The organism is Bradyrhizobium centrosematis (genome assembly GCF_045571495.1).
Taxonomy (GTDB): domain Bacteria; phylum Pseudomonadota; class Alphaproteobacteria; order Rhizobiales; family Xanthobacteraceae; genus Bradyrhizobium; species Bradyrhizobium centrosematis.
On sequence record NZ_CP120703.1, the window covers coordinates 7178385 to 7204137 of the forward strand.

A 25753-nucleotide genomic window follows, 5' to 3' on the forward strand; every position below is an offset into this window, starting at 1 on the left:
CCCTGTCATCGCAACGTCATGACATTGTCATCAAGTCGCTCGAAGAGGAACGCCCGCCCTCGCGCTCCCCGGATTCGACATGGCCGCCAAAGCTCTTTCGGTTCAGCCGACCATCGACCCCTCGGCCAAGCGGCGCCTATACCGAGGTCGGCGCGCGCACGATATTGCATGAAGTGGCGATGGGCGATTACTCCTATGTCGTAAACGATTCGCAGATCACCTACACCACCATCGGCAAGTTCTGCTCGATCGCGGCAATGACGCGGATCAATCCCGGCAACCATCCGATGCACCGCGCGGCGCAGGCGCATTTCACCTATCGCTCCAGCGCCTATTTCGAAGGCGAGAGCGACGATGCCGAGTTCTTCGACTGGCGGCGGCAGCATCACGTCCATATCGGCCACGACGTCTGGATCGGCCACGGCGCGATCGTGCTGCCGGGCCGCAACATCGGCACCGGCGCGGTGATCGCGGCCGGCGCCATTGTCACCAAGGATGTGCCGGCCTACACCATCGTCGCCGGCAATCCCGCCCGGATCGTGCGGCGGCGGTTCTCTGAAGAGATCGCCGGACGGCTCGCGCGGCTCGCCTGGTGGGACTGGGATCACGACAAATTGCGCGAGGCCCTGCCCGATTTCCGCAAGCTCGGGATTGAAGATTTTCTTGCGGCATACGAAGCACGGACGGGCTCTCTCGCCAATTCTCCCAGCAAACGAAGCGCGGTCGCGTGACAGACATTCTTCTCGAAGGCGGCCGGGCCCTGATCGACGCCGAACTCGTCGAAACGTCATTGGCGGTGTCCGGGCAGGACATCGCCGCGATCGACGCCTCTCGCGGCCGTACACGGCTGGCGATCGATGCGCGCAACCTGCTGGTGCTGCCCGGCATCGTCGATCTTCATGGCGATGCCTTCGAGCGGCAGATGATGCCCCGCGCCGGCGTCGACTTTCCGATCGACGTCGCACTGGCCGACAGCGATCGCCAGGCGATCAGCAACGGCATCACCACGGTGTTTCACGCTACGACCTGTTCCTGGGAGCCCGGCCTGCGCAGCGCAGACAACGCGCGCGGCCTGATGGAGGCGATCGAGCGGCAGCGTCCGCAATTCGCCGCCGACACCCGCTTCCATCTGCGGCACGAGACCTACAATCTCGATGCCGAGGCCGAAATCGCCCAATGGCTGGCTGAAGGCCGCGTCGACCTGTTTGCTTTCAACGACCACATGGACGGCACGGTCGCCGACATGGCCAAGCCGCGCAAGCGCAACCGCATGGTGGAGCGCACCGGATTGTCAGCCGAGGAATTCGACCGCCTGGTCGAGCGCGTGGTGTCGCGCGCCGATGAGGTGCCCGCTTCGGTATCGCGGCTCGCTGCCGCCGCCCGCGGGGCCGAGGTGCGGATGCTCTCGCATGATGACGCGACGCCGGCGATGCGCCGCGAGTTTCGCGAGCTCGGCGCCTTGATCGCGGAGTTTCCGATCAACGAGGAGACGGCGCGGGCCGCGGCCAGTCACGGCGATGCCATCGTCTACGGCGCGCCGAACGTCGTGCGCGGCGGCAGCCACACCGGCTGGACCAAGGCCTCCGACATGATCGCCAAGGGGCTCTGCTCGGTGCTGGCGTCGGACTATTACTATCCCGCGCAGCTGCTCGCCGCGTTCCGCCTTGCTGCCGATGGCGTGCTGCCGCTGACGGAAGCCTGGGATCTGGTCTCTGGCGGGCCTGCACGCGCAACCGGCCTCACTGATCGCGGTATGCTCGCGGAAGGTCGCCGCGCCGACATTCTGCTGGTCGACGACAGTGTGCCGCTGCGGCCGCGGCTGATCGCGGTGATCTCGGGCGGCAAGCTCGTGCATCTCACCGATGCGGCTCGACTGCTCACCGCGGCAGCAACGCCGCGCGAGGCTATCGTTGCGGCATAAATTGGTTATGCTGAGCCAATGACAGGTTTTCCCCGCTACGCGATCTATTTTGCCGCTGGGCGCAACAGCCCCCTCTCCCGCTTCGGCGCCGAGCTGCTCGGCTATGATGCCTATTCGGGTGACGAGCTTTCGTTTCCGCAAGATGCGCTGCAGGTCGCGCCAGACTGGCGCGACGTCACCAGCGATCCCCGCAAATACGGCTTTCATGCCACGCTGAAGGCGCCGATGGCGCTGGCATCAGGCAGGACCGAAGCGGAGCTGATGGCCGCTTGCGCGGCATTCGCCGGCAAGGCGCGGCCACGGCCCGTGATCGCTCCGATTGTGGACACCATCAGCGGCTTCATTGCCGTCATTCCGGCCCGGCCGGTCGAGGCGCTGCAGCAGCTCGCCGCCGATTGCGTCCGCGATTTCGATTCGTTTCGTACCGCGCTGACGGCGGAAGACCGCGCGCGGCGCAAGCCGGAGAAGCTGAGCGAACGGCAGCGGGATTATCTCGATCGCTGGGGCTATCCTTACGTGATGGAAGAATTCCGCTTCCACATGACGCTGACGGGGCGGCTGGATGCGGAGCGGCGCGGGCCGATCCTGGAGATGCTGAGGGCGCGGTTTGCGGCGCTGCGGATCGAGACGCTCGAGATCGACCGCATCGCGCTGTTCAGGCAGGACGATGGCAAGGCGCGGTTTCGCATCATCGGCGAGTGGACGCTGGCTGGTTAGGCGAGATCGCACGACACACTCAGTGTCATCCCCGCGAACGCGGGGATCCATAACCACAGGGAGCGGTTATGGGACGCGCTGGTAACTCAGAGTCCCCGCCAAACTCCTGCTGCGGCGTATGGGTCCCGGATCTGCGCGCGCTTGTTGCGCGCTTGTCCGGGACGACAGCGGAGTATTTGGCGACAGCAGGCGATTCGAGAGACTTACTTCCCCCACCTCAGCGCTAGCGCGTCGCGCTCCTTGGCGAGTTCCAGCAATCCCGCGCGCGTTGCAGGATGCAGTGGCTGCAGCGGGTGGCGCACGGCGTCCGACTTGATCACGCCGCCAGCCTGCATCATGACCTTGCAGGCGATCAGGCCGCATTGACGGTTCTCGTAGTTGATCAGCGGCAACCAGCGTTCGTAAGCGGCCTTGGCCTTCTCGCGATCGCCGGCGAAATAGGGATCGACGATCTGGCGGATGCCGTCGGGATAGCCGCCGCCGGTCATCGCGCCAGTGGCGCCGGCATCGAGATCGGCCAGCAGCGTGATCGCCTCCTCGCCGTCCCACGGACCCTCGATGTCCTTGCCGCCCGCCTCGATCAGGCTCCGGAGCTTTGAAGCCGCGCCTGGCACCTCGATCTTGAAGTAGCGGATATTGGAGAACTCGCGCGACAGCTGCGCCAGCAGCTCGACCGATAGCGGGGTGCCCGCCACCGGCGCGTCCTGGATCATGATGGGAATGTCGATCGCGCCCGAGAGCACCCTGAAGAACTCGACGATGCCCTTCTCAGGCACCCGGAAGGTCGCACCGTGATAGGGCGGCATCACCATGACCATGGCGGCCCCCGCCGCCTCGGCCTGCTTGCTTCGCGCGGCGCAGACGGCCGAGCTGAAATGGGTGGTGGTGACGATCACTGGAACTCGCCCCGCGACATGCTCCAGCACCGCATGCATCACCGTCTCGCGCTCGGCATCGGTGAGCACGAATTGCTCGGAGAAATTCGCAAGGATACAGATGCCATGCGAGCCGGCATCGATCATGAAGTCGATGCAGCGGCGCTGGCCCTCGAGATCGAGCTCGCCGCGCTCGTCGAAGATGGTGGGCGCGACCGGGAACACGCCGCGATAGGGGCGCTGGGCCTTGTGTGGGGTGACCGGCATCGAACTCTCCATCCCTGATGTGTCTTGTGTCTTGCGTCTGGCGCTACGCTCGCGGAGCGAGGCGGCACAGATGTACCTGCCGCGGAGAGCTGCGGCAATGCCCGCGCCAGGTCAGATGAAGAATGGAAAAGAGTTTGCTTGCGGCCATCCTTCGAGACGCCGCCTCCGGCGGGCCCTCAGGATGAGGTCTCGGTTCCTGGCGAGATATCAGAGCCTCATGGTGAGGAGCCCGCCGAAGCGGGCGCCTCGAACCACGCAGGCCCGGGACGCGAGGGCAATTCTGAGCTGCCACATGCGATGGCGGAACTACGCAGTCTTCACCGCGCCCAAAAAGCCCTCGACCGCGACGCGGAGACGGTCGGCGTCGGCGGACATCCTCTTGACCGATTCCGACAACACCGTGCCGGCATTGCCGGTCTCCTGGTTGAGTCTCGCGACGCTGCCGATGGTGTCGGTGACCTCGCGAGTGCCTTGCGCGGCCTGCTGGAAGTTGCGCGAGATCTCGGTAGTAGCGGCGCGCTGCTGCTCGACTGCGGCGGCGATCGCCGTCATCTTCTCGTCGATGCCGCTGATGGCGCTGCCGATCGAGCGGATCGCTGCAACCGCTTGGCCCGTCGCGCCCTGGATCTCCTGGACTTGGCGCGAGATCTCTTCCGTCGCCGTCGCCGTCTGGGAGGCGAGGCTCTTGACCTCGCCCGCGACCACGGCGAAACCGCGGCCGGCTTCGCCCGCACGCGCGGCTTCGATCGTGGCGTTCAGGGCCAGAAGGTTGGTCTGGGCGGCGATGGCGTTGATCATCTTCACGACCTCGCCGATACGGCTGGCGGTCTGGTCGAGGATCTCGACCGTCGCGTTGGTCTGCTCGGCCTGCGATACGGCTTCGCGGGCCTCGCGGGCGCTGGACTGCACCTGCGCGGAGATCTCGCCGACGGATGCGGAGAGCTCTTCCGTCGCAGCCGCGATGGTTTCGAGATTGTTGGTGGCCTGCTCGGCGGCGGACGAGACCGCCGCGGTCTGGCTGCTCGATTGCGAAACCAGCGAGCGCACACCGGTCGCGGTGGCATCGAGCTCCCGCGTCGAGGCCGCGACGCTCTGGATCACCGCCTGCACGGTGTCGTCGAAGCTGCGGCAGGCCGCATCGACAGTGCTGGAGCGGGCAAGCTGGAGCGCCTGCTGCGATTCGCGTTCGCGGCCGAGCCGTTCGGCGGTCGCCGCACTCTCGCGCAGGCTTTCGAGCGCGGCGGCCATGGTGCCGAACTCGTCGGGATGCCGGGATTGCGGCACCGGCGTCGCATAATCGTGCGCGCTGATGCGAGCGATGGCGCCAAGGATGGCCCGCACCGGGCGCATCAGGCGACTGCGCACCACGTACACGCCGGCCAGGGTCACAGCCAGCGCAAGCAGGAACGCGAAGGACTGCACGATGAGGTTGGTGAGGGCTTTCGCCTGCACGGCTTCCGCACGCGCGATCGACTGGTCCAATGCCTTGTTGGCGACCGCGACGATCGGCGCGAAGGGCGACTGGCACAGCGCATTCCATTCCGCCGCGGGGAGCGCGGGTTTGCCGCTGCCGTCGAAATTCCTGGTGAGCTCGTTGATCTGCTTGAGGGCGCCATCGGTCTTGGCCCTGGCGTCGTTGGCCGCGGCCACCAGCTCCGCGGTCACGTCGGGCGCCGCCAGTAGTTCCGCCATCCCTGCCCAGGCGGAAGTGATCGTGCCATCCCATTGCGCCACCGACCGCTTCTGGGCATCGTCGAGGGGCTTGCTGCCGTTGACGTTGGAGCGAAGGGACGAGCAATGGATGCCGTAGCGATCGCGCACCTGCCAGGCGAAGCGGCGGACCTGGATCATGCGCGCGATATAGGAATCGTTCATCCAGGCGCGGTTCGACACCGCCGTGGACGCAAGGTTCGCGGTGTCGATCACCTTGGTGACGGCATCGTACCAGGAATTGGTTCGCTCGATCTTGCGTTCGGCGCGCGGACGCTTGGCCTCGTCGTAGAACAGTTGGAACTGCGGTGCGGCGTCGGCCCAGCGCTGCTTCAGCGTGCCGGCGAATTCATCTCGGCGTGCGAATTCGACGGTCGAGAGGGCGGCTGCGATGGCCTCATAGCCGGCCTGCTCGGCCTTCTCCACCGCTTCGAGCTTGGCGCGCGGATCGTCCTCGCCAAGCAGCGCGCTCTGGGCATCGCCACGATTGGTGCGTAGCGCGAGCACGCCCTGGAAGATCGCCTTGTCGGCGGCAGCAAGCCGCTCGGTCTCCAGACTGTCGCTGTACCGACCGAAGGCGCCGATCATCTGGATCGCCGTGCTGGTCAGCGCGCCGACGGCCAAAAGCGCCATCAGACCAAGAAGCAGCTTGCTTACTGATTTCTTAAAAATTGACATGGGCCGGGGGACCTACTCTGCGAGAGGCCATCCTGCACTGTGACATGCCAACGTTCAGTTAAGCTTATATCAAATGTTAATCGCCAGCCCTTCCGGTCGCCGGCTTTACGTCACCTTGGTGAAATCTGGCGGACGGCGCTCGGCAAAGGCCGTGAAGGCTTCGCGCGCCTCGGCGGTGCGCAGGCGCTGGGCGAACTGCTCGCCTTCGGCCTGCATCTGCGCGACCAGCGCCTCGCCGTTGCGCATCAAGCGCTTGGTGGCCGTGAGCGCACCGGCCGGCTGGCAGGCGAGACGCTGCGCCAGCGCGAGCGCCTCGGCATCGAGCTTGTCGAGCGGCACCACACGATTGGCGAGGCCCCAATGCAGCGCGGCCTGGGCCGGCACCGTCTCGCCCAGCGCGAACATCTCATAGGCGCGCGCATAGCCGATGCGGGCCGGCACCAACAGGCTGGACGCCGCTTCCGGCACCAGCGCGAGGCTGACGAAGGGGGTCGACAGTTGTGCGTTGTCGGCGAGCACGACGAGGTCGCAATGCAGCAGCATCGTGGTGCCGACGCCGACCGCGCGGCCCTGCACCGCCGCGACCAGCGGCCGGGTGCACCGCGCCAGCGACTGGATGAAGCGCACCACATTGCGGCTGCCTTCGGACTTGCCGGTGGCGACCGCCGCGAATTCGCCGACGTCGTTGCCTGCGGTGAACATGTCGCCCTCCCCGCGGATCAGGATCACGCGGGCGGAGGGATCGCGCTCCGCGGCTTCGATGGCGTCGGCGAGCTTGCCGTACATTGCGTCTGTCAGCGCGTTCTTCTTGTCGGGACGCGCCAGCGTGAGGGTGAGGATTCCGCCGCTATTCTCGATCCGGACATGTTCGGTCATGGGTCTCTCCTTCTATTCGTCTGAATGTCTTGTTTCCGAAGATCTTGGAAACTTGTCCTGAATGCTGGTCAGCCAGCGCGCCACGATGTCGATCTCCGCAGCCGTGAATCCGTCCGTCAGCGCAGCGTTGACTTCCGCCGCGGCAGCTTTCGCCTGCGCCAGCGCGGCCCGCCCCTTCGGCGTCAGAAAGATGCGCCAGGCGCGCCCGTCCCCGCGATCGGCCCGCCGCTCGATCAACTTCGCAGCCTCGGTGCGGTCGACGAGGCCGGAGATGCCGGCCGGCCCCATATCGAGCGCCGCGCCCGCCTCGCCCATCAGGACGCCGTCCTGCTTGCCAAGGATGAACAACAGCCCCGCCTGCGCCGGCGTCACCTCGTTTTCCGGCCGCGCCGCCATCCAGCGCTGCAGCCGGCGCTGGGCGACGTTGAGCAGATAGATCAGCCGAGGATGCCGCGCGTCGGCGTTATTGTTTCGCATGCGAAATAGATAATCGGACGCACGCTCATTGTCAAACTGGCCTTGTCGCTTACGACGCGCAGGTGAAGCTGGTCGCCTCCGTCACCGGTCCGGACTTGTAATGCGGCCAGGCCGGCCAGCGGCACAGCGGCAGCGCGCGCAGCGTCGCAAAGGATGGCGCGTCGAGCTTCTGCTCGGCGACTTCGAGGTCGCCGGGCGCCTTGCCCTTCTCGACCCAATCGACCAGCACGCTGAGCATATCGACATTGGCCGGAGCGCCGGAGCCGACATGGTCGACGCCGGGCGCGGTGTAGAGCCGCGCGAATTCCGCAGTCTCGGCCTTGCCCATCTTGCGCTCGACGCTCTCGAAATAGCGGATTCCGGCATAGGGACTCTGGGCGTAATCGGCCATGTGCTCGAGCACGATCAACCGGCCGCCGCGGGCGCGGAAACGGCTGAGATCAGGATCGGTCGAATCCATCAGCTTCGACACTTCGAGCAGCCGCGCCTTGTGCTCCTCCACCTTGTAGGTGGTGACGTCGAGTTTGGGATCGCGCGCGAACACATATTGGATGCCGCCGGCGCCGTAGATCCAGGCGATGCCGTTGTTAGGCGCAGGCGGCTGCGCGGGCGGCGCCGTGCCGAGCCACCATGCCACCCAGCCGCCGGTCGGCCCGATCGCCGGCGTGTCCTCGCCCGATACGCCCCAGCCCGGATAATCGTCGAGACCGTTGGCCAGCGCGAACGGGAATTTGTAAGGACTGTGCAGCGTCTCGATCGCCTTGATCTGCGCATCGGTCAGACACTGATCGCCGCTTTCACCGGCTGCGCAGCGCAGCGTCTCGATCTTGAACGCGGCCTTGCACCCGACGGGGTCCTGGACCAGCGCATCGTCGGAGCCATCGGCCTTGTCACATGCCGCCCGCACCGCCTCGCCGACGAGCTTGACCTGAACCGGATTGATCCAGCCTGCCCCCATGGTGACGAGACCCGAACGCGTGCCGGCGTGCTGCAGGCCCACCCAATTGATCACGGGCACGCGGGCGAAGATGCCGTCGAAATCATCGGGATATCGCTGTGCCATGGTGAGGCCTTCGCGGCCGCCCTCGGACGAGCCCATGAAATACATCTTCTCAGGTCTCTTGCCGTAGGCGCGCTCCATCAGCGCAACCGCGCCGTCGCGCACGCGCTTGTAGGCGCGATGGGCAAAATTCTCGAAGGCTTCGTCGTTCAGCGCAAACACCTGCGGCGGCTCGCCTTGCTTGGTCTCATGCCCGGAATCGGTGCCATAGGTGACGAAGCCGCGCGCCAGCGGCGACGGCTTGTCGAAGGGATAGGCCGGCGGCAGCGCAAGGCCCGTGATCAGCACGCCGTTGAATCCGCCGCCGCCATATTGCAGCGAGCGCCCGTTCCATTCGACGGGGAGGTTGACCTGGAATCTGATTGGCGGGGCCTTGGGATCGACAGGGTCGATATGGCCGAGCACCTTGCAGAAAGCAGGGTTGGCCGGCGTGATGCGGCCGGACGGTGTCGGCCCGCGTTCGGCCACGGCAAGCTGCGAGGGCGCCTGCAACGCTGCGGAATCGATCTTCACGGCTTCAGTGCCGCCGACGAGGCCCTTGCAGACGGTTTCCGCGTCCTCCGCCAGGGTCAGCGCCAAAGCGGAATTCGCGCTCAGGGCCGTCACCGTGCCCACGAACCATGCGCACAGCTTCGCTCTCGTCAGCGTCATCGTTCCCACCCGGTTTGTGTTCTCATTCAGCCCGACAGAGGCCGCATTCAATGCGACCTCCGGCCAGCCGTCAATGACGCGTTTTCCTGACGCGAACCGGTCGTGCGAAAACCCTTTAGTGCTCGAACACCAGCCGCGCGCCGACCGTGCCTTCGAGGCTGCGGATCTGCTGCAGCAGCGTCGCCGAATCCTGGCCGCCAAGATCGGCATCGAGCACGACGTAACCGAGATCGCCTGAGGTCTCCAGATATTGCGCGGCGATGTTGATGTCGCGCTGGAGGAAGACCTCGTTGAGCCGCCGCAGCATGCCGGGCACGTTGCGATGGACGTGGCTGAAGCGCGCGCCGGAGGGACGCAAATGCAACTGCACTTCCGGGAAGTTCACCGCGCCCATGGTTGAGCCCGTAATGAAATAGTCGACCAGCTTGCGCGCGACCTCGCCGCCGATGCGCTCCTGCGCCTCCTCGGTCGAGCCGCCGATATGCGGGGTGAGGATGACGTTCTCGAGGCCCTGCACCGGGCTATTGAAACGCTCCGCGTTCGAGGACGGCTCGATCGGAAACACGTCGATGGCGGCGCCGGCGAGATGGCCGTCGCGCAAGGCGCGCGCGAGCGCATCGAGATCGACCACGGTGCCGCGGCTGTTGTTGATCAGGAACGAGCCGGGCTTCATCGCCCGCAGTTCCTTTTCGCCGATCATGCCTGCGGTCTCCGGCGTTTCCGGCACGTGCAGGCTGACGATGTCGCTCTGCGCCAATAGCTCTTCCAATCTCTCGACCGGCTCGGTGTTGCCGTGACGGAGCTTGTCGGTGCGGTCGAAATAGATCACGCGCATGCCGATGGCTTCGGCGAGCGTCGAGAGCTGCGAGCCGATATTGCCGTAGCCGACGATGCCGAGCGTGCGGCCACGCACCTCGCGGCTGCCGGTCGCCGACTTGTCCCAGCCGCCCGCATGGGCCGACACCGAGCGCGGGAAGATCCGCCGCAGCAGCATCACGATCTCGCCGATCACGAGCTCGGCGACGCTGCGCGTGTTGGAGAACGGCGCGTTGAACACGGGAATGCCGCGCTTGCGCGCGGCCAGGAGGTCGACCTGGTTGGTGCCGACGCTGAAGCAGCCGACCGCGAGAAGCTGGTTGGCGGCCCCGAGAACCTCATCGGTGATCTGGGTGCGCGAGCGGATGCCGAGCAGCGAGACGCCGTCGAGCGCCCGGCGCAGATCCTCACCGTCCAGCGCCTTGGTCAGCCGCTCGACATTGGTGAAGCCCGCGCCCCTGAAAAGATCGACAGCGCTATCATTGACGCCTTCGAGCAACAGCGCCTTCGCGCTCCGCTCAGGGCTTTGGCCTGGGGCTGACATGGTATCTCCTGAAATAGCGGCTTTGCCGCAGCTCATAGACTGCGGACGAGGCCGAGCACAATAGGGTTTGGATACGGGGAGAAGATGGCGGGCGATGGGTGGGCTTGGCATCCGGCGCGCCGTTGCGCGGGGTGACGGATAGCGGAATCAAATCACATAAAATCCGTGAGTCCCGTCGCGGCGGAGCTGCTCGACGAGGCCGTATTCCCAGTCGAGATAGGCCTGCATCGCCTTCTCCGCGACATCGGTACCTTCATAGGGCCGGCGATAGCGGTGGGCCGGATCCGGCTTGGGCAGCACGCGCGGCGGGCCGATCTCGAGCGCACCGTCATAGCCGCCTTCGAGCACATAGACCTCCCAGCCCATCTGCGCCAGCCACGATGCCGTCATGTCGGCACGGACGCTCCGGTCGTCGGTCAGAAGGATGCGCGCCCCGCGCACCGGCGCGGCCATGTCGGTTTCCTGCACAAGTTGCCCGCCCGGATAATGACGGAAGCCCGGGAGATGGCCGGCCGCATACTCTTCCGCGTCGCGCACGTCGAAGCGGTAGAGCGTACGATCCGTCTGCGCGACGAGCGTGGCCATCTCGCTCGCGCCGATATGGCGAACGCCGGCGCGATAGGCGACATCGCGTGCATTGGCCGGGCCGCCATCGAACGAGCCGATCGCGCCACGCCTGTTAGCACCGTGGTCGAGCGTGTGCCGCGCCAGCGTCCAGCCGATGGTACCGTTGCGCAGCGCCCGCACCTTGTTGGGCACGCCGGCATTGATCAGCGATTGAGTGCCGATGATCGAGCGGGTGCGGCCGGCGCAATTGACGATGATGGTGGTCTCGGGATCCGGCGCGACCTGCCCTGCCCGCAGCACCAGCTCCGCGCCGGGCACGCTGACCGAGCCTGGAATGTTCATGGTCGCATATTCGTCGAAACGACGAACGTCGAGAATGGCGATGTTGGCCTTGTCCGCGATGAGCTTGGCCACCTCGTCGGCGCTGAACGAGGGCGTGTGCCTGCGCGATTCGACCAGCTCACCGAACGCTTTCGAATAGGAATTGACGTCCTGGAAGACTTCATAGCCCGCCGCGCGCCAGGCCTTCAGCCCGCCGTCGAGCGCGCTGATGTCAGTGTATCCGAGCGCTGCCAGACGCTCGGCGCCTGTCGCGACCAGCCCCTCACCGTCGTCGTAGAGGATGATCGGCACGTCCTTGCGCGGCAATCTCGCCTCGGCCTCGATCTCGATCCGGTCGACGGCCATATTGGCCGCGAATAGCGGATGCCCGGTCGCAAAGCCCGCCTCGTATCTGAGATCGAGCAGTGCGATCTCCTCGCGCAGCAGCAGCGCGCGGCGGATATCGGCGGGGGCGACGGTGGGAAGCTTCATGACGTGGGCCCTAGGGGGAAGGACAGGCCCTGGACTTTTGAACGATTAGAAGCGCGTTGGCTAGCCTTGGCGCGCTGGCTAGCCTTGCGCGCTCACTCGCCCGGAACGAGACGTCCGAGCGGCGCTTGCGCCGGGCGTCGCAGCTTGCGGCGCGACAGATAGAGCAGGATGCCGGTGACCGCGAACAACGGCATCAGGATCGCCGCCATCATGAAGGCGAGCTTGCCGGGCCACCCCAGGATCGCGCCGCGATGGATGTCGTAGATGGCAGCGATGATCTTCTCGCCGAAGGTCTTGTCGGCGTAGCGATCGGCGGAGACCAGTTGGCCGGTGACGGCATCGATGCGGAATTCGTCGCGTGTGGTCTCGAGCAGCGATGCCTTCCCCCACGACCGGATCCGGATCGTCGTGCCCGGACCGCCCGGCAGCGTCAGCGAGGCCCTGGAGAACCGATCGCCCTCCTCGCGTAGGAAAGTCGTCCATGCCTGATCGAATCCGATCGGCTGCGCGGCCCTGGCAGGGTTATCCGCGCGTGGCAGCTTTGGCGGCATCTTGGACTGCATCTTCACCGCCGTGGTGTGCGGACGCGCCAGCAGCCAGGCCACGCCGTCCTTGTACCATTCGAAGGAGAAATACAGTCCGGTGAGCGTCATGGCCAGATAGATCGGCAGGACCCAGGTGCCGATCACGGTGTGCAGAGACCGATGCAGGGCGCGCCCACCAAGCGCGAGGTTCGGCTTCAACCACATCTTTACGCTGCCTGCACGACGCGGCCAGCGCAGCACGAGGCCCGAGACCAGCATGATGATCAGAGAGAGTGCGATCGTGCCGGTGATCGGGCGCCCCCAGCCCTTGCCGTCACCGGGAATGAGCAGCCAGCGATGCAGCCGGCGCACGGTCGCGAAGAACGCCTCGCCGCGCGGCAAGCCCAGCACGCGCGCATCATAGGGATCGACATAAAGCGAGGTCGGCCGATCACCCCGCTCGTCACGCGCAAAGCGGACATGGACCGCTGCCGACGGATCGCTCGACAACGTGACGGCCGAGACCTTGCCGAGGTCCTGCGCCGCCTTCAGCTGCGCCACCAGCGCGTCAGGCATCAGCGCCGGCGCCTGACGCGGCGCGACCTGCATGATGCCAGCGTTGAGGTGATCGACGATCTCGTCCTCGAAACTCATGATCGCGCCGGTCAGCGCGACCAGGGACAGCAACAGCGCAAGAATCAGTCCTGCGATGGAATGGACCTGGAACAGGACCGCCTTGATCGTATGCCCCCTCAGCCCCGTCATCGCTAGAACTTCACCGTCGCCGAGAGCGATACCCGACGCGCGTCGCCGATGGCGACGCCCAGATTGTTCTGTGCGGATGTGTAATAAACGGTGTCGAACAGGTTCTTGACGTTGAGCTGATAGACAACCGGCAATGCCTGGTGCTTCGCCTCATAGGTCGCGAAGATGTCGGCGACGACGTAGGACGGCAGCACGAACGTATTCAACGCATCGCCAGCCCGGTCGCCGACATAGCGGGCGCCCCCGCCGAGCCTGAGCTGGCCGGGAAGCATGGTGCCAAAATCGTAGACCAGGTAGAGCGAAGCCGTGTTCATCGCAACGTTTTGCAGTTGCTTGCCGGCATAGGTCGGGTCTTCGGTCACACGCGCATCGGTGTAACCATAGCTTCCGATCATGCTCCAATTGGTGGAGAGCCGGCCGGTAACGTCGATCTCGAGGCCGCGCGAACGGACCTTGCCGGCCGCGGTGTACACGTTGAGGCCCGTCGCGGCGTTGATCTGGCTGACCAGCACGTTCTGCTTTTCGATGTCGTAGACGGCGATCGTGCCCGACAGGCGCTTGTCGAGATCGAATTTCACACCGGTCTCGTACTGCGTTCCCTCCTCGGGGGCGATGTTCGATCCCAGCACAACGCCACCGCCATTGCTCAGCGGAGCGATCGTCGAGTTCGGCTTCACCGACTGCGAGTAGCTCGCATAGAGCGAGATCTGGTCGGTGAGCTTGAAGATCACTCCGCCGAGAGGAAGCACCGCGTCCGCCGACACGTTGGTGTTGGTGATGAAGGGCTTTCCGCGGCCGGCGATCTGGTCGTAGTCCATGTAACGCACACCGCCGACCAGCGCGAACCGCTCCGTCAGATGCAGCGTGTCCTGGAAGAACAGCGACCACTGGCCGAGCTTGTCGGTCTGGGCGCTGTCGCTGTTCGACACCGTCGTACCCGGCCCGATCAGGCCGTAGACGGGATTGTAGACATTGAAGGAGGGCGTCGCCTGCCGGATCAGATTGTCGCGGTAGATCGTACGGTACTGACCATCGCCGCCGAACAGCACGTCGTTGCGCATGTCGCCGAGCCAGAACCCGCCCGAGATGTAGGACGTGCCGTAGCTCGAATTACTGAGCGAGCCCTGCGTGCCATCATTGCTGCGCGTCTCGACTCCGGTCTTCGCGTTGACGCCAGTGATGCGGAGCTGGTTGGCGCGGAAAGTCTCGGTGTTGTAGCTGTAAGCGGCAGTCACCTTCCAGTCCTGGTTGAGGCGATGCTCGACCGAGGCCTGAATCAGGTCGGATGTCCCCCAAATGTTGTTGTAGGGCTCGTCGAGACGGCGCGTCGCGGGGATCGCCAGCGGTACACCGTTGATGAAGGCCGTGCCGCGATCGAACGGGGAGATGAACTCGCGGTGCTCGTAATTGAGCTGAACCGTGGTGTCCTGGCCGTACCAGGCGAGCGACGGCGCCACCAGCATCTCGCGATGCCTGCCGAAATTGCGCCAATAATCCTCGCTGACGCCGTATCCGATGAAGCGATAGGCGAGACCCTGGTCGCCGATCGGACCGGTGATGTCGAGCGTGCCGTCAGCTCCGGTCTTCGAAGCACTGAAGGCCGAGCCGAGCAGCGTGACCGAACCGTGCTGATAGAGCTCGGGGCGCTTGCTGATGGTGTTGACGATGCCGCCGGGATCCATGATGCCGTAGAGCAGCGACGCCGGCCCCTTCAGTACCTCCACGCTCTCGACGGCGGGATTGAGGCTGCGGCTCTGTACCAGCGGCATGCCGTTGCGCATGATCGAGCCGTCGCGATTGTCGCCGAAGCCGCGGCGGATCACGGCGTCCTGCGTGCCGGCGAGCGTGTTGGTCTGGGTGATGCCGCTGATATTGACTAGGGCATCGTCGATGTTGCGCGGGAGCTGGTCCTTCAACACCTGCTCGGGCACGACGTTGACGGACTGCGAGGTGTCGAGCGGCGAAGCGCCGCTGCGCAACGTGGTCGCGCTCGGCATTGCACGATAGCCGAGCTTTGCGGCCTGTTGCGCAGGGGCTTCCGCGGCCGCGCGCTCCGAGAGCGTCGGCGCGGCGGGTGCCGGATTGCGATTGCGCTGGCGCGCGGCGGTCTGCGTGCGGCGTGAAGACGGGTCCGACGCGCGCACCGGCTTCGACCGGGGTCCCGGTGCCTCCACCGTCACCGGCGGCAGGGCCGATTGCGCCTGCGCAGTCGTCATGCTGGAGGGACATTCAGCGAGCAGCACAGCCGCTCCGATGAGTAGACCCGCCCGGCTCTTGCCGGCGCGGGTTCGACGGCCGTTGATACAGAGGCCATCCAGATAAGCAGGCACGTTCGATTCACTTCCAGGTCAGACGCAGCATTGAAGCTGGCGCGTCTAACAGTCGCTGTGCGCAAAGAGAACCGGAGGCGGAGTTGAATCGCTCTAGTGTTGAATCATTCTAAGGATGGAGCGGCCCCGAACACCAATCTGCGATTGCGATCGTGGAGACCGCGACACGCTGCACGAGGATTCGCGGCGACCCATCACGATTTCGTGCGGTCTCACGCGATGGCGGGAGCGGTCAATTCATCGAGCATTCGCTTGAACGCCGCGCCGTCGGACGAGGCCCGCAGCGGCGGGCGCACGCGCTGCCAGGCGGCATCGCCGGTCTGCGCGGCCAGGATCGCCTTCAGCGTCGCGGTGAACGAAGGCGTCTTCAGCACGATGTCGATCGCAGCCTGCATGCGCGCCTCGACATCCCTGCCCTCGACCATGCCCTTGACAAGGTCGGGCACGACATTGGCCATGCCGCAGATGGTGCCGGCGCCGCCGCCGGCGATCGCTCGAGCGATATCGGCTTCGTTCCCGACGGTGATGGCGAGCTCGGGCGCTGCGGCACGGAAGGCCTGGAATTGCTTGAAGTCGCCGCTCGAGTCCTTCAGGCCGGCGACGACTTTGCCGTAGTGCTTGCGCAGGCTCGCCGCGACGGTGGTCGGAATCGCGACGCCCGACATTTGCGGGATGTGGTAGAGATAGGCGCGCAAGCGATCGTCGGCGACGCCGTCGATGATTGCGGCAAACGCATCTTCGATACCCTCGGGCGAGACGCCGCGGTCGAAATAGGGCGGCAGCACCAGCACATGGCGCAGGCCGAGGCCGAGCACGGCGCGCGAGAGTGCGATGCTGTCGGTTATGGCAGGGAAGCCGCCGCCGATGCCGATGCGTTCCGGAGCGACGCCGGCCTTGAGCACGGCTTCGACGGTCGCGACGCGCTCGGCGACATTGAAGGAGGTACCTTCGCCGGTGGTGCCGAACAGCACGACGCCATCGACACCCTTGCCGAACAGCTGCTTGGCGTGAGCCGTGAGCTTTGCCGAGTCTACGCTGCCGTCGTCCGCCAGCGGCGTCGCCGACGCCACCCAGAACCCGCGAATTGCCTCGGTCATCACACTGCCCTTTGCTTCGACTCCGACCTAAGCCTCTGATCCCAAACGATCTTACGAAGCTTTGTCGGACCTTGTTTTTGCTTTACTTTTTATCTTGTACCTTACATACAAGACGCATGCAAACCCTTTCCACCGTGCGGCCCATTTCTGAGGAGGTCTCGCATGAACATGGTGACCCCCATCGGGCAACCCGACCAATTGCTCGGCGCGTTGCGTGACAAGCTCGGCGCGACCGCAGTGCTTGTGGGCAACGACGTGCCGGCACGCAATTGCAACGACTGGAGCGCGAGCCTGCCACAGACGCCGCTGGCGGTGATCCGCCCCGTCGATGCGCAAGGCGTGGCCGATGCGATTGCGACCTGCCGGCAGGCACGTCTGCCGTTCGTGCCGCAGGGTGGACTGACCGGACTATGCCGCGGCGCCTCGCCCGAAGCCGGCTGGGTCGCGATCTCGCTGGAGCGCATGACCGGCATCGAGGAGATCGATGCGGCCTCCGCGACGATGACGGTGAAGGCGGGCACGCCGCTGGAGACGATCCAGAAGGCCGCGGACGAGGCCGGCTTCTTTTTTCCGCTCGACCTCGGCTCGCGGGGCTCCTGCGCGATCGGCGGCAATCTCTCGACCAATGCCGGCGGCAACCGCGTGATCCGCTATGGCATGACGCGCGAGCTGGTGCTCGGTCTCGAGGTCGTGCTGCCGGACGGCACCATCATCACTGGCCTCAACAAGCTGATGAAGAACAACGCGGGCTACGATCTGAAACACCTCTTCATCGGCTCGGAAGGCACGCTCGGCATCATCACCCGCGTGGTGCTGAAGCTGTTCCCGAAGCCGCGCTCGACCATGGCGGCGCTCTGCGCGCTGAAGGATTATGCTGCGGTGATCGCCCTGCTTGGCGCCGCGCGCAGCGGGCTCGGCCCGTTGCTGTCGGCGTTCGAAGTGATGTGGCCGGATTATTGGGACGTGATCACGACCCGCGCCGGCGTGAAGCCGCCGGTCGCCGGCCACGGCCTCTATGTGCTGGTGGAAGCGCAAGGCACCGACGAGAGCGTCGATGCGCCACGCTTCCAGGCCTGGCTTGAGGAGCTGATGGAGCGCGGGCTGCTGGCGGATGCCGCCGTGGCGCAATCGCTGGCGCAGACGCAGGCCTTCTGGCGCGTGCGGGACATCTGCGCCGAATTCGGCCAGGTGCTGGGGCCGCACATCTCCTACGACCTCGGCCTTGCGGTGGCCCGGATGGACGAGTTCGTCACGCGCTGCAAGGCCGCCCTCGCCTCCGGCATCAAGGGCTGCGAGAGCGTCTATTACGGCCATATCGGCGACGGCAATCTGCATCTGGTCTCCTGGGTCGCCGGCCTTCCCGTCGAGCAGCAGCCGAAGGAAGAGATGGATGCGATCATCTACGGGCTGGTGCGCGAGCTCGGCGGCAGCGTCTCCGCCGAGCACGGCATCGGCACCTTGAAGAAGCAGTGGCTGGGTCATGCCAGGAGCGACGCCGAGATCGCGCTGATGCGGACGCTGAAGGCCGCGCTCGATCCCGATCAGCTGCTCAATCCCGGCAAGGTGATCTGAGCAACGCGCATGCGATCGCTCAAGCTCGATACGCCGAAATCGCTGTCGCAGCGGGTGATGCAGCGGCTGCGGCAGGCGATCATCGAGGGCGAGTTCGCGCTCGGCGCCGCCATCTCCGAGGAGATGGTGGCGAACTCCTTCGGCGTCAGCCGCACGCCCGTGCGCGAGGCCATGGGACAGCTGCAGGCGCAAGGCCTCGTGGTGATCCGCCCGCAAGTCGGCAGCTTTGTCTTCACGCCGAGCGCGGACGACATCAACGCGCTCTGCACCTTCCGCATCGCGCTCGAGCCGAAGGCGGCCGAGCTCGCCCATCGCTACGACCGCGACGGCGCTGTCGCGGCGATGAACGACGCGATCGCGGCGATGGAGCCGGCGGTCGCGACAAAGGACAACGTTGCTTATGGCCGCGCCGACGCCGCCTTTCACGAGGCGCTTTTCGCGCATTGCGGCAACCGCTACCTCGCCGAATCCTATCAGCTGGTTTCCGGCCGCGTCGCCGCGCTCCGCACCAATCTGACCTCGCCGATCGACGTCCGGACCCGCACCTCGTTCGACGAGCATCGCAAGCTGCTCGATTTGTTCGCGCGCGGCGAGCTCGCCGCCTTCGAAGAATTGATGACCACGCACATCACCAATTCGGGCGTGGTCTATGCCAGGGCTCTGAAGGTGGAGGCGCCCAGGGCGGATTGAGCGCGACTATTTCGCATCCTGCGGTCCGGGCCTGTCCAGGAAGTCGAGCGCGGTGTTGATCTGTTCGAGCTGGTGCTCGATCTTGTCGCGATCCTCGATCGACGGCGCCTGTTCGAGCTGTTCCACGAGCTTCTGCTTTCGCAACAGCAAGTTCTCTATGACTGTACTCACAGCTCCCCCATCGCCAGAGGCGAACATTTGCGAGCGCGCGCGAGCCGGGCTCGCAGCAACCCCTGCATCAGAATGTCCACGACGACGGATGGTTCCTGCAGGTGAACCCGGACGCTGATGGAACTAGCGGCGCAGGCTGGCCCAGACGCCGCCCAGGATCAGCAACCCGCCGACAAGATGGATCAGCTTCGGCGGCTCGCCCAGGATGACGAAAGATAGCAGCGCGCTTGCGATCGGCCCGAGATAGAGCACGAGCGAGGTTCGTACCGAGCCGAACTTGCCGCCGAGCCAGGCGAAGCCGGCATAGGCAAGCAGGCCGGGAACGATCCCGGCGAAGACATAGGCCGAGAGCGCCCTGGTGCTGAAGACCTGCCCCGGCATCGCCCACATCTCCATCAGCGCAAGCGGCAGCGAGAACAGCGCGCCGGCGCCCGAGAACAGGCTGATCCGTGCGAGCAGCGACGCCTTCGGCGCGGCGCGCGATTGCAGCAGCGTGTAGCCGGACCAGCCGAGCATCGCGATCACGACGAGGCCATCGCCCGAGGCGGTCTGAAGCTCGATCAGCGTCCGCGGCTGGCCGCCGGAGATGATGAGCAGCGCGCCTGCGAGCGCGAGCGCCGTGCCGAGCCATTGCAGCGGACCGACATGCTCGATGCCGCGCATGGCCGAGATCAGCAGCACTACGATCGGCGACAGCGCCATGATCAGCGCAATGTGGATCGCCGTCGTCGACACGCCGGCGGCATAGACCGGACCGCCACACAGGAACATGCCCATGAAGCCGGCGGCGAGGATCGGCCAGATGTTTCGTCCGAGCTGCACGCGCCCGTCGCGGATTTCCTTGAGCGCGATCGGCGCGAGCCCGATGGCGACGATGCTCCAGCGAAAGAAGGCCAGAGCAAACGGCGGGACGGAGCCCGCAAGCCCGCGCGCCAGAATCTGATTGGAGGCCTGCGCGGTCGCCACCAGAATGAAGCCGATCAGCGCAACCGCGCCGAGCCAGACCCCCGCAGGCGATACCGCGCCGGCGACCGGCTCACTGCCGTCCTCTGATGTTCCCTTGCCCATGGAGCGACCCAATACGCCATGCCCGCGGCGGTGAGAACCCGGATCGCCGCATGTGACGATTGCGACGCTGCTTAATGGGTCGAGGCAACACCGGCGAGCAGCGTCGGTGCGACCTGGGTCCGCGTGACCGAGACCGAGAGCACCGCCAGCAGCGCGCAGAGCATGCGGGGCCGCATCCGCCCGGCAGGGAACCTGCAATCTTTCACGCCTCCGTCGGTTGTATTCGCAAGCGTGGGGTCTTATCCCTTGGCCCCATGAATACCCAGATGATCACCGCCGAAAAGCCGCTGATGGCCCAGGCCCGGCCACGCAAGCCGGCGCCGTTCCTCCCGATGAGCCGCGCCGAGATGGACGCGCTCGGATGGGATGCCTGCGACATCGTGCTGGTGACCGGGGACGCCTATGTCGACCATCCGAGTTTCGGCATGGCGATCATCGGCCGCCTGCTGGAGGCGCAAGGCTTTCGGGTCGGAATCATCTCGCAGCCGGACTGGCATTCGGCCGAGCCGTTCAAGGCGCTCGGCAAGCCGCGCGTGTTCTTCGGCGTCACCGGCGGCAACATGGACTCGATGGTGAACCGCTACACCGCGGACCGCCGCCTGCGCCATGACGATGCCTATACGGCCGGCGGCGAAGGCGGCAAGCGGCCGGACCGCTGCACGATCGTCTACGCCCAGCGCTGCTGCGAGGCGTTCAAGGACACCCCGATCGTGCTCGGCGGCATCGAGGCCTCACTGCGCCGGATCGCGCATTACGACTATTGGTCCGACAAGGTGCGCCGCTCGGTGCTGGCGGACGCCAAGGCCGACCTGCTGCTCTACGGCAATGCCGAGCGCGCCGTGGTCGAGGTGGCGCAGCGGCTCGCCGCCGGCGAAGCGCCGCGTGCGCTCGACGACATCAGGGGCGTCGCGCTGTTCCGCAAGGTGCCTGAGGATTACACCGAGCTGCACGCCGACGATCTCGATTCCGCCGATGAAGGCGCAACGCGTCAGAAGGGCTTAACCGTGATCCGCTTGCCGGCGCTGGAGCAGGTCGAGCAGGACAAGGAAGCCTATGCCCGCGCTTCACGCGTGCTGCACCGGGAGAGCAATCCCGGCAATGCGCGGCCGCTGGTGCAGCGTCACGGCGACCGCGACCTCTGGCTCAACCCGCCGCCGATCCCGTTAACCACCGCGGAGATGGACGCGGTCTACGATCTGCCTTACGCGCGCGCGCCGCATCCGTCTTACGGCGATGCGCGAATTCCCGCCTGGGAGATGATCAAGTTCTCGGTCACGATCATGCGCGGCTGTTTCGGCGGCTGCACCTTCTGCTCGATCACCGAGCACGAGGGCCGCATCATCCAGAACCGTTCGGAAGGATCGATCCTGCGCGAGATCGAGCGTATCCGCGACAAGACGCCCGGCTTCACCGGCGTGATCTCCGACATCGGCGGGCCCACCGCCAACATGTACCGGATGGCGTGCAAGGATCCGAAGGTCGAGGCGGCGTGCCGCCGGCCGTCCTGCGTTTTCCCCGAGATCTGCCCGAACCTCAACACCTCGCATGACGACCTGATCCGGCTCTATCGCAAGGTGCGCGAGACCCGTGGCATCAAGAAGGTGATGGTCGCCTCCGGGGTGCGCTACGACCTTGCGGTCGAGAGCCCGGAATACATCAAGGAGCTCGTCACCCATCACGTCGGCGGCTATCTCAAGATCGCGCCTGAACATACCGAGCGCGGTCCGCTCGACAAGATGATGAAGCCGGGCATCGGCGCGTACAACAAGTTCAAGCGGATGTTCGACGAAGCGGCCGAACGGGCCGGCAAGAAATATTACCTGATCCCCTATTTCATCGCGGCGCATCCGGGCACGACCGACGAGGACATGATGAACCTCGCGCTGTGGCTCAAGAGGAACCGCTATCGCGCCGACCAGGTGCAGACCTTCCTGCCCTCGCCGATGGCGACCGCAACCGCGATGTATCACACCGGCGTCAATCCGCTTCGCGGGGTGCGCCACGGCGGCAGCGACAAGGTCGAGGCGATCAGGGGCCTGCGCCAGCGCCGCCTGCACAAGGCGTTCCTGCGCTACCACGATCCCGACAATTGGCCGGTGCTGCGCGAGGCCCTGATCGAGATGGGCCGGCGCGACCTGATCGGCTCGCAGCCCCATCAGCTCGTGCCCGCACACCAGCCGCCCGGCACCGGCAAGGCCGCCGGCACCAGGCGTCCCGTTCGCCCCGGCGGCAAGACGCAGAAGTTCACGACCAAGGGCCTGCGGGTGATGAAGTAGCGGGCAGCGATCCGGCCCAGCCTCGCCTTCAGGACAAGAATCTCGAAAACAACCCCATGCACAGTAGACGGGGCTAGCCAGATCAATGGCTTAAGGCGCGCGCAAACGAGTTGATCGATCGGGCAGGGAAACGTTGCTTCGTCGGGCAAAACAGGCGCAGGATGCCACCATCGGCAGATGGGATGATGTCCGTTCCCGCCGCTGCTCAGCACTGATGTCCCAAAGCCTCTTCCCGCGCTGCGCGCATGTCGCCGCGCCGTGGCGGCACGTCCTGAGCAAACCCATTGACTTCGGCGCCCTCATGTAACATATAATGTTACATGAAACGAGACAGCCGATTATCCGGCGTGCTGCATGTCCTTTTGCACATGGCGCAGCAGCCTGGGCCGTTCACATCCGAGAGGCTGGCCAAGGCCATGGACACCAACCCCGTGGTGATCCGGCGCATCATGGCGGGCCTGAGGGAGCTCGGTTACGTCCGCTCCGAGAAGGGGCATGGCGGCGGCTGGTCGCTCGCCTGCGACTTGTCGAAGGTGACGCTGCGCGACGTCTATGCCGCGCTCGGCAGCCCATCGCTGCTGGCGATGGGCAATCGGACAGAGGCGCCGGGCTGCCTCGTCGAGCAGGCGGTCAATGCCGCGCTCGATCGGGCCTTTGCCGACGCCGAGGCGGTGCTGCTGGCACGCCTCGGCGAGGTGACGCTGGCGATGCTGGCCGAGGATCTGCGCAAGCGGCTCGGCTCCCGAAAGCTTCAGGGCCTGAGCGCCCATCACGCCTGAATGAACTCCATCCGGCAAGGCCGCATCATGACCGACATTCAGACCATGTTCGCCGATCCGCAGGCCGTGGCGAGCTATACCGACGGGCCGCCCCGCTTCGTCCCGGGCTACAATGCGATGCTGTCCATGGCGGCGATCCTTCTTGCCGAGCGCGCTCCCGACGATGCACGGGTGCTCGTGCTTGGCGCCGGCGGTGGCCTGGAGCTGAAGGCTTTTGCTCAGGCGCATCAGGGCTGGCAGTTCGACGGCGTGGATCCATCCGCCGCGATGCTGGCGCTCGCGAAGCAAACCCTCGGCGCATTCGCGCCGCGCGCGCAGCTTCATCAAGGTTATGTCGACGACGCGCCGGAAGGACCGTTCGACGGCGCCACCTGCCTCTTGACCCTGCACTTCGTCGATGTCGCGGAGCGGCGCCGCATCGCCGCGGAAATCCGCCGCCGTCTGAAGCCGCGCGCCCCGTTCGTGGTCGCGCATTTGAGCGCACCGGACGGCGAAGACGAACGCCCGCTGTGGCTGTCGCGCTATTCAGCCTTCCTGGCTGCGTCCGGAGTCGAGCCCGACAAGGCGACGGCCGCGAAAGACGCCGTCACCAACCATCTGGAAATCCTCGCGCCCGCGCAGGACGAGACGATCCTGCGAGAGGCCGGCTTCTCGAACCCCACCCTGTTCTATACCGGTTTCGCCTTCCGGGGCTGGGTCGCCTACGCGTGAGGCGCTGCTTCGTCAGCACGGCCGGGCATTCCTGCCAGAGCCGGATGTGGCCAGTTCACCCCTGCTGGGCAGCAAAGGCCAGCAGGCGACATTCATTTCGGGCTAGCTTCCGGCCGAAGCGCGCTCTAGGATAGCACGAAAACATACTCACAACCATGAGGATCGTATGCGGACCAGAATGCTGATGGCTGCCGTCCTCGTTGCCAGTTTAAGAGCATTCGGGTCGTTCGCTGTCGCGGCTGAAAATCAAGACAACCAGGAAGTCGTCTGGCCCACGAAATCCTGGCAGACATCGAGTCCGGAACTACAGGGGATGGACTCAGCCAGCCTGGCTCGACTCATAGAGGCTGTCGGCACCTACAAACAGGATAGTCTTACGATCATTCGCCACGGAAGGATCGTTGCCGATGCTTACTATGCTCCCTATGTCCCGGGTGTCAGTCACGATTTGAGGTCCGTCACCAAGAGCGTTGTAAGCACGCTGACTGCTATTCTCCTGGAGAAAGGCGGTCTTGATAGCGTCGAGCATTCGGTGGTCGATCTATTTTCGGACAGACAAGTTCAAAACGTCGACGCTAGAAAGAAAGCGGTGACGGTTCAAAACCTTCTCGACATGACCTCGGGCATCGAATGGGTCGAGAAGCTGTATACGCCAGGCGAGACTATCATGAAGATGTACGACAGCGCCAATCGTACAGCCTTCGTCCTGAACCAGCCGATGGCCGACACGCCTGGCTCGACTTTCCAATACAACAGCGGCAACCCCTATCTTCTCTCGGCGCTCATCACCAAAACGACCGGACAGAGCGCATTTGAATATGCAACGAAGGAGTTGTTCGAGCCGCTTGGAATCAAGAGCGCCAAATGGGGAAAGGTGGACGCACAGGGCGTGACGGACGGCGAAGCGGGTCTCTCCCTATCCCCTCACGACATGGCCAGGATCGGATATCTCTACCTGCACAACGGACAATGGGAAGGACGGCAGATTATCCCGTCATCGTGGGTCGAGAGAGCGAAATCCGGGCCAGTCGCTGCGACATTTGGATTCCACTATGGAAATTTGTGGTGGTCCTATCCGGAGAAGGGCGCCTACATGGCGCGGGGCCGTCATTCCCAACTGATACTCGTGATTCCCAAATTCGATATCATCGCTGTCATGACCGGCTTCCTGAATGACACCGAATTCTATTCGGCCTCGTCATTGATCGACGATATTTCCAGCGCGGTTAGATCTGATCAGCCGTTACCTGAGAACCCAGTCGCACAAGCGTTATTGGCCAAAGCCATACAGCGCGCAGCGGAGGAGAAGCCTTACGTTGTTGCCAACACGCCTGAATTGGCCAGCGCAATTTCGGGTAAGGTCTACGGTTTCAACGACAACAAGCTGCGGGTGAAGAGCTTCACCCTTAACTTTTATGATTCGGACTCGTCGTGGGTTATTACGACGTATGGCGAGAATGGTAGTAACCGATTTTCGGGACTGCTTGGATTGGACGGCCGTTATCGAAAAAGTCCTCCGGCACGGTATGGCATCAATGCCGCGAGGGGCCGCTGGACCAGTGATCATACGTTTGTGATGGAGCGCCGGATTTTAGGCCATAGCGAAACTCAAGCTTGGACGCTGACTTTCGTAGGCGACAAAGTGACGGTGAACTTCGAAAACACTGATGGCTTCAAAGCGGAGCTGCACGGTGAGCGAAGTGAGTAGATGCAACTGAACCGAAGTCTGCTTCTGCTCAATCGCGACGGTTTGGCCCGGTTTAAGTTAGAGCCGGTCTACGCCTGACAGCCGACATCC

At 65.0% G+C, this 25753-nt stretch carries 19 protein-coding genes and 1 pseudogene; 9 read left to right on the forward strand and 11 right to left on the reverse strand.

Annotated elements, in window-relative coordinates; genetic code table 11:
• The first annotated feature begins 79 nt into the window (after positions 1-79).
• The 3 genes and pseudogenes from P6U31_RS33880 (at position 80) to P6U31_RS33890 (ending at position 2638) form a co-directional block, all read left to right on the forward strand.
• Positions 80-731 (forward strand): annotated as a pseudogene (locus tag P6U31_RS33880) (chloramphenicol acetyltransferase).
• Positions 728-1921, forward strand: coding sequence for an alpha-D-ribose 1-methylphosphonate 5-triphosphate diphosphatase (locus tag P6U31_RS33885; protein ID WP_407185945.1), 1194 nt, complete (start codon positions 728-730; stop codon positions 1919-1921). Before P6U31_RS33880 ends, P6U31_RS33885 begins: the two are co-directional and overlap by 4 nt.
• Before the next feature lie 18 nt (positions 1922-1939).
• Positions 1940-2638, forward strand: a complete 699-nt coding sequence (locus P6U31_RS33890) for a DUF1045 domain-containing protein (RefSeq protein WP_407185946.1) — start codon at positions 1940-1942, stop codon at positions 2636-2638.
• A 203-nt stretch (positions 2639-2841) separates the two neighbouring features.
• Here the strand turns inward: P6U31_RS33890 and P6U31_RS33895 are convergent, their stop codons facing one another.
• The 10 genes from P6U31_RS33895 to P6U31_RS33940 form a co-directional block, all read right to left on the reverse strand.
• Positions 2842-3780: a dihydrodipicolinate synthase family protein gene (locus P6U31_RS33895; protein WP_407185947.1), complete on the reverse strand. Its 939-nt coding sequence runs from the start codon at positions 3778-3780 to the stop codon at positions 2842-2844.
• A gap of 306 nt (positions 3781-4086) precedes the next feature.
• Positions 4087-6168 carry a methyl-accepting chemotaxis protein gene (locus P6U31_RS33900; protein WP_407185948.1) on the reverse strand — a complete coding sequence of 694 codons (2082 nt, stop codon included), beginning with the start codon at positions 6166-6168 and terminating at the stop codon, positions 4087-4089.
• Positions 6169-6273: 105 nt separating this feature from the next.
• Positions 6274-7044, reverse strand: a complete 771-nt coding sequence (locus P6U31_RS33905; RefSeq protein ID WP_407185949.1) for an enoyl-CoA hydratase — start codon at positions 7042-7044, stop codon at positions 6274-6276.
• A 12-nt stretch (positions 7045-7056) separates the two neighbouring features.
• Positions 7057-7521, reverse strand: a complete 465-nt coding sequence (locus P6U31_RS33910; RefSeq protein WP_407185950.1) for a MarR family winged helix-turn-helix transcriptional regulator — start codon at positions 7519-7521, stop codon at positions 7057-7059.
• A gap of 49 nt (positions 7522-7570) precedes the next feature.
• Positions 7571-9232 (reverse strand): tannase/feruloyl esterase family alpha/beta hydrolase, encoded by a 1662-nt coding sequence (locus P6U31_RS33915; protein ID WP_407185951.1) that lies wholly within the window; start codon positions 9230-9232, stop codon positions 7571-7573.
• Between the two features lie 115 nt (positions 9233-9347).
• Positions 9348-10592, reverse strand: a complete 1245-nt coding sequence (gene serA / locus P6U31_RS33920; protein ID WP_407185952.1) for a phosphoglycerate dehydrogenase — start codon at positions 10590-10592, stop codon at positions 9348-9350.
• 147 nt (positions 10593-10739) lie between these two features.
• Positions 10740-11972, reverse strand: a complete 1233-nt coding sequence (locus P6U31_RS33925; RefSeq protein WP_407185953.1) for a rhodanese-like domain-containing protein — start codon at positions 11970-11972, stop codon at positions 10740-10742.
• A gap of 92 nt (positions 11973-12064) precedes the next feature.
• Positions 12065-13261 (reverse strand): PepSY-associated TM helix domain-containing protein, encoded by a 1197-nt coding sequence (locus tag P6U31_RS33930; RefSeq protein ID WP_407185954.1) that lies wholly within the window; start codon positions 13259-13261, stop codon positions 12065-12067.
• Between the two features lie 2 nt (positions 13262-13263).
• Entirely contained in the window at positions 13264-15477 is a 2214-nt protein-coding gene (locus P6U31_RS33935) for a TonB-dependent siderophore receptor (protein WP_407185955.1), read from the reverse strand.
• A gap of 326 nt (positions 15478-15803) precedes the next feature.
• Entirely contained in the window at positions 15804-16688 is an 885-nt protein-coding gene (locus P6U31_RS33940) for a dihydrodipicolinate synthase family protein (protein ID WP_407185956.1), read from the reverse strand.
• 162 nt (positions 16689-16850) lie between these two features.
• Here P6U31_RS33940 and P6U31_RS33945 point away from each other — a divergent pair, with 162 nt between their 5' ends.
• On the forward strand, positions 16851-18260 hold the full coding sequence (locus tag P6U31_RS33945; RefSeq protein WP_407185957.1) for an FAD-binding oxidoreductase: 1410 nt from the start codon (positions 16851-16853) through the stop codon (positions 18258-18260).
• A 9-nt stretch (positions 18261-18269) separates the two neighbouring features.
• Positions 18270-18950 carry a GntR family transcriptional regulator gene (locus tag P6U31_RS33950; RefSeq protein ID WP_407185958.1) on the forward strand — a complete coding sequence of 227 codons (681 nt, stop codon included), beginning with the start codon at positions 18270-18272 and terminating at the stop codon, positions 18948-18950.
• Between the two features lie 294 nt (positions 18951-19244).
• Here the strand turns inward: P6U31_RS33950 and P6U31_RS33955 are convergent, their stop codons facing one another.
• A complete protein-coding gene (locus tag P6U31_RS33955; RefSeq protein WP_407185959.1) occupies positions 19245-20189 on the reverse strand; it encodes a DMT family transporter in 945 nt (314 codons plus the stop codon).
• 254 nt (positions 20190-20443) lie between these two features.
• Between P6U31_RS33955 and P6U31_RS33960 the strand changes: the two genes are divergently transcribed.
• The 4 genes from P6U31_RS33960 to P6U31_RS33975 all read left to right on the forward strand — a co-directional run bounded on the left by P6U31_RS33960 (position 20444) and on the right by P6U31_RS33975 (position 25663).
• Entirely contained in the window at positions 20444-22465 is a 2022-nt protein-coding gene (locus tag P6U31_RS33960) for a YgiQ family radical SAM protein (RefSeq protein ID WP_407185960.1), read from the forward strand.
• A gap of 320 nt (positions 22466-22785) precedes the next feature.
• Positions 22786-23244: an Rrf2 family transcriptional regulator gene (locus P6U31_RS33965; RefSeq protein WP_407185961.1), complete on the forward strand. Its 459-nt coding sequence runs from the start codon at positions 22786-22788 to the stop codon at positions 23242-23244.
• A gap of 27 nt (positions 23245-23271) precedes the next feature.
• A complete protein-coding gene (locus P6U31_RS33970) occupies positions 23272-23955 on the forward strand; it encodes a class I SAM-dependent methyltransferase (protein WP_407185962.1) in 684 nt (227 codons plus the stop codon).
• 178 nt (positions 23956-24133) lie between these two features.
• Positions 24134-25663 carry a serine hydrolase domain-containing protein gene (locus tag P6U31_RS33975; RefSeq protein ID WP_407185963.1) on the forward strand — a complete coding sequence of 510 codons (1530 nt, stop codon included), beginning with the start codon at positions 24134-24136 and terminating at the stop codon, positions 25661-25663.
• Positions 25664-25753: the final 90 nt, after the last annotated feature.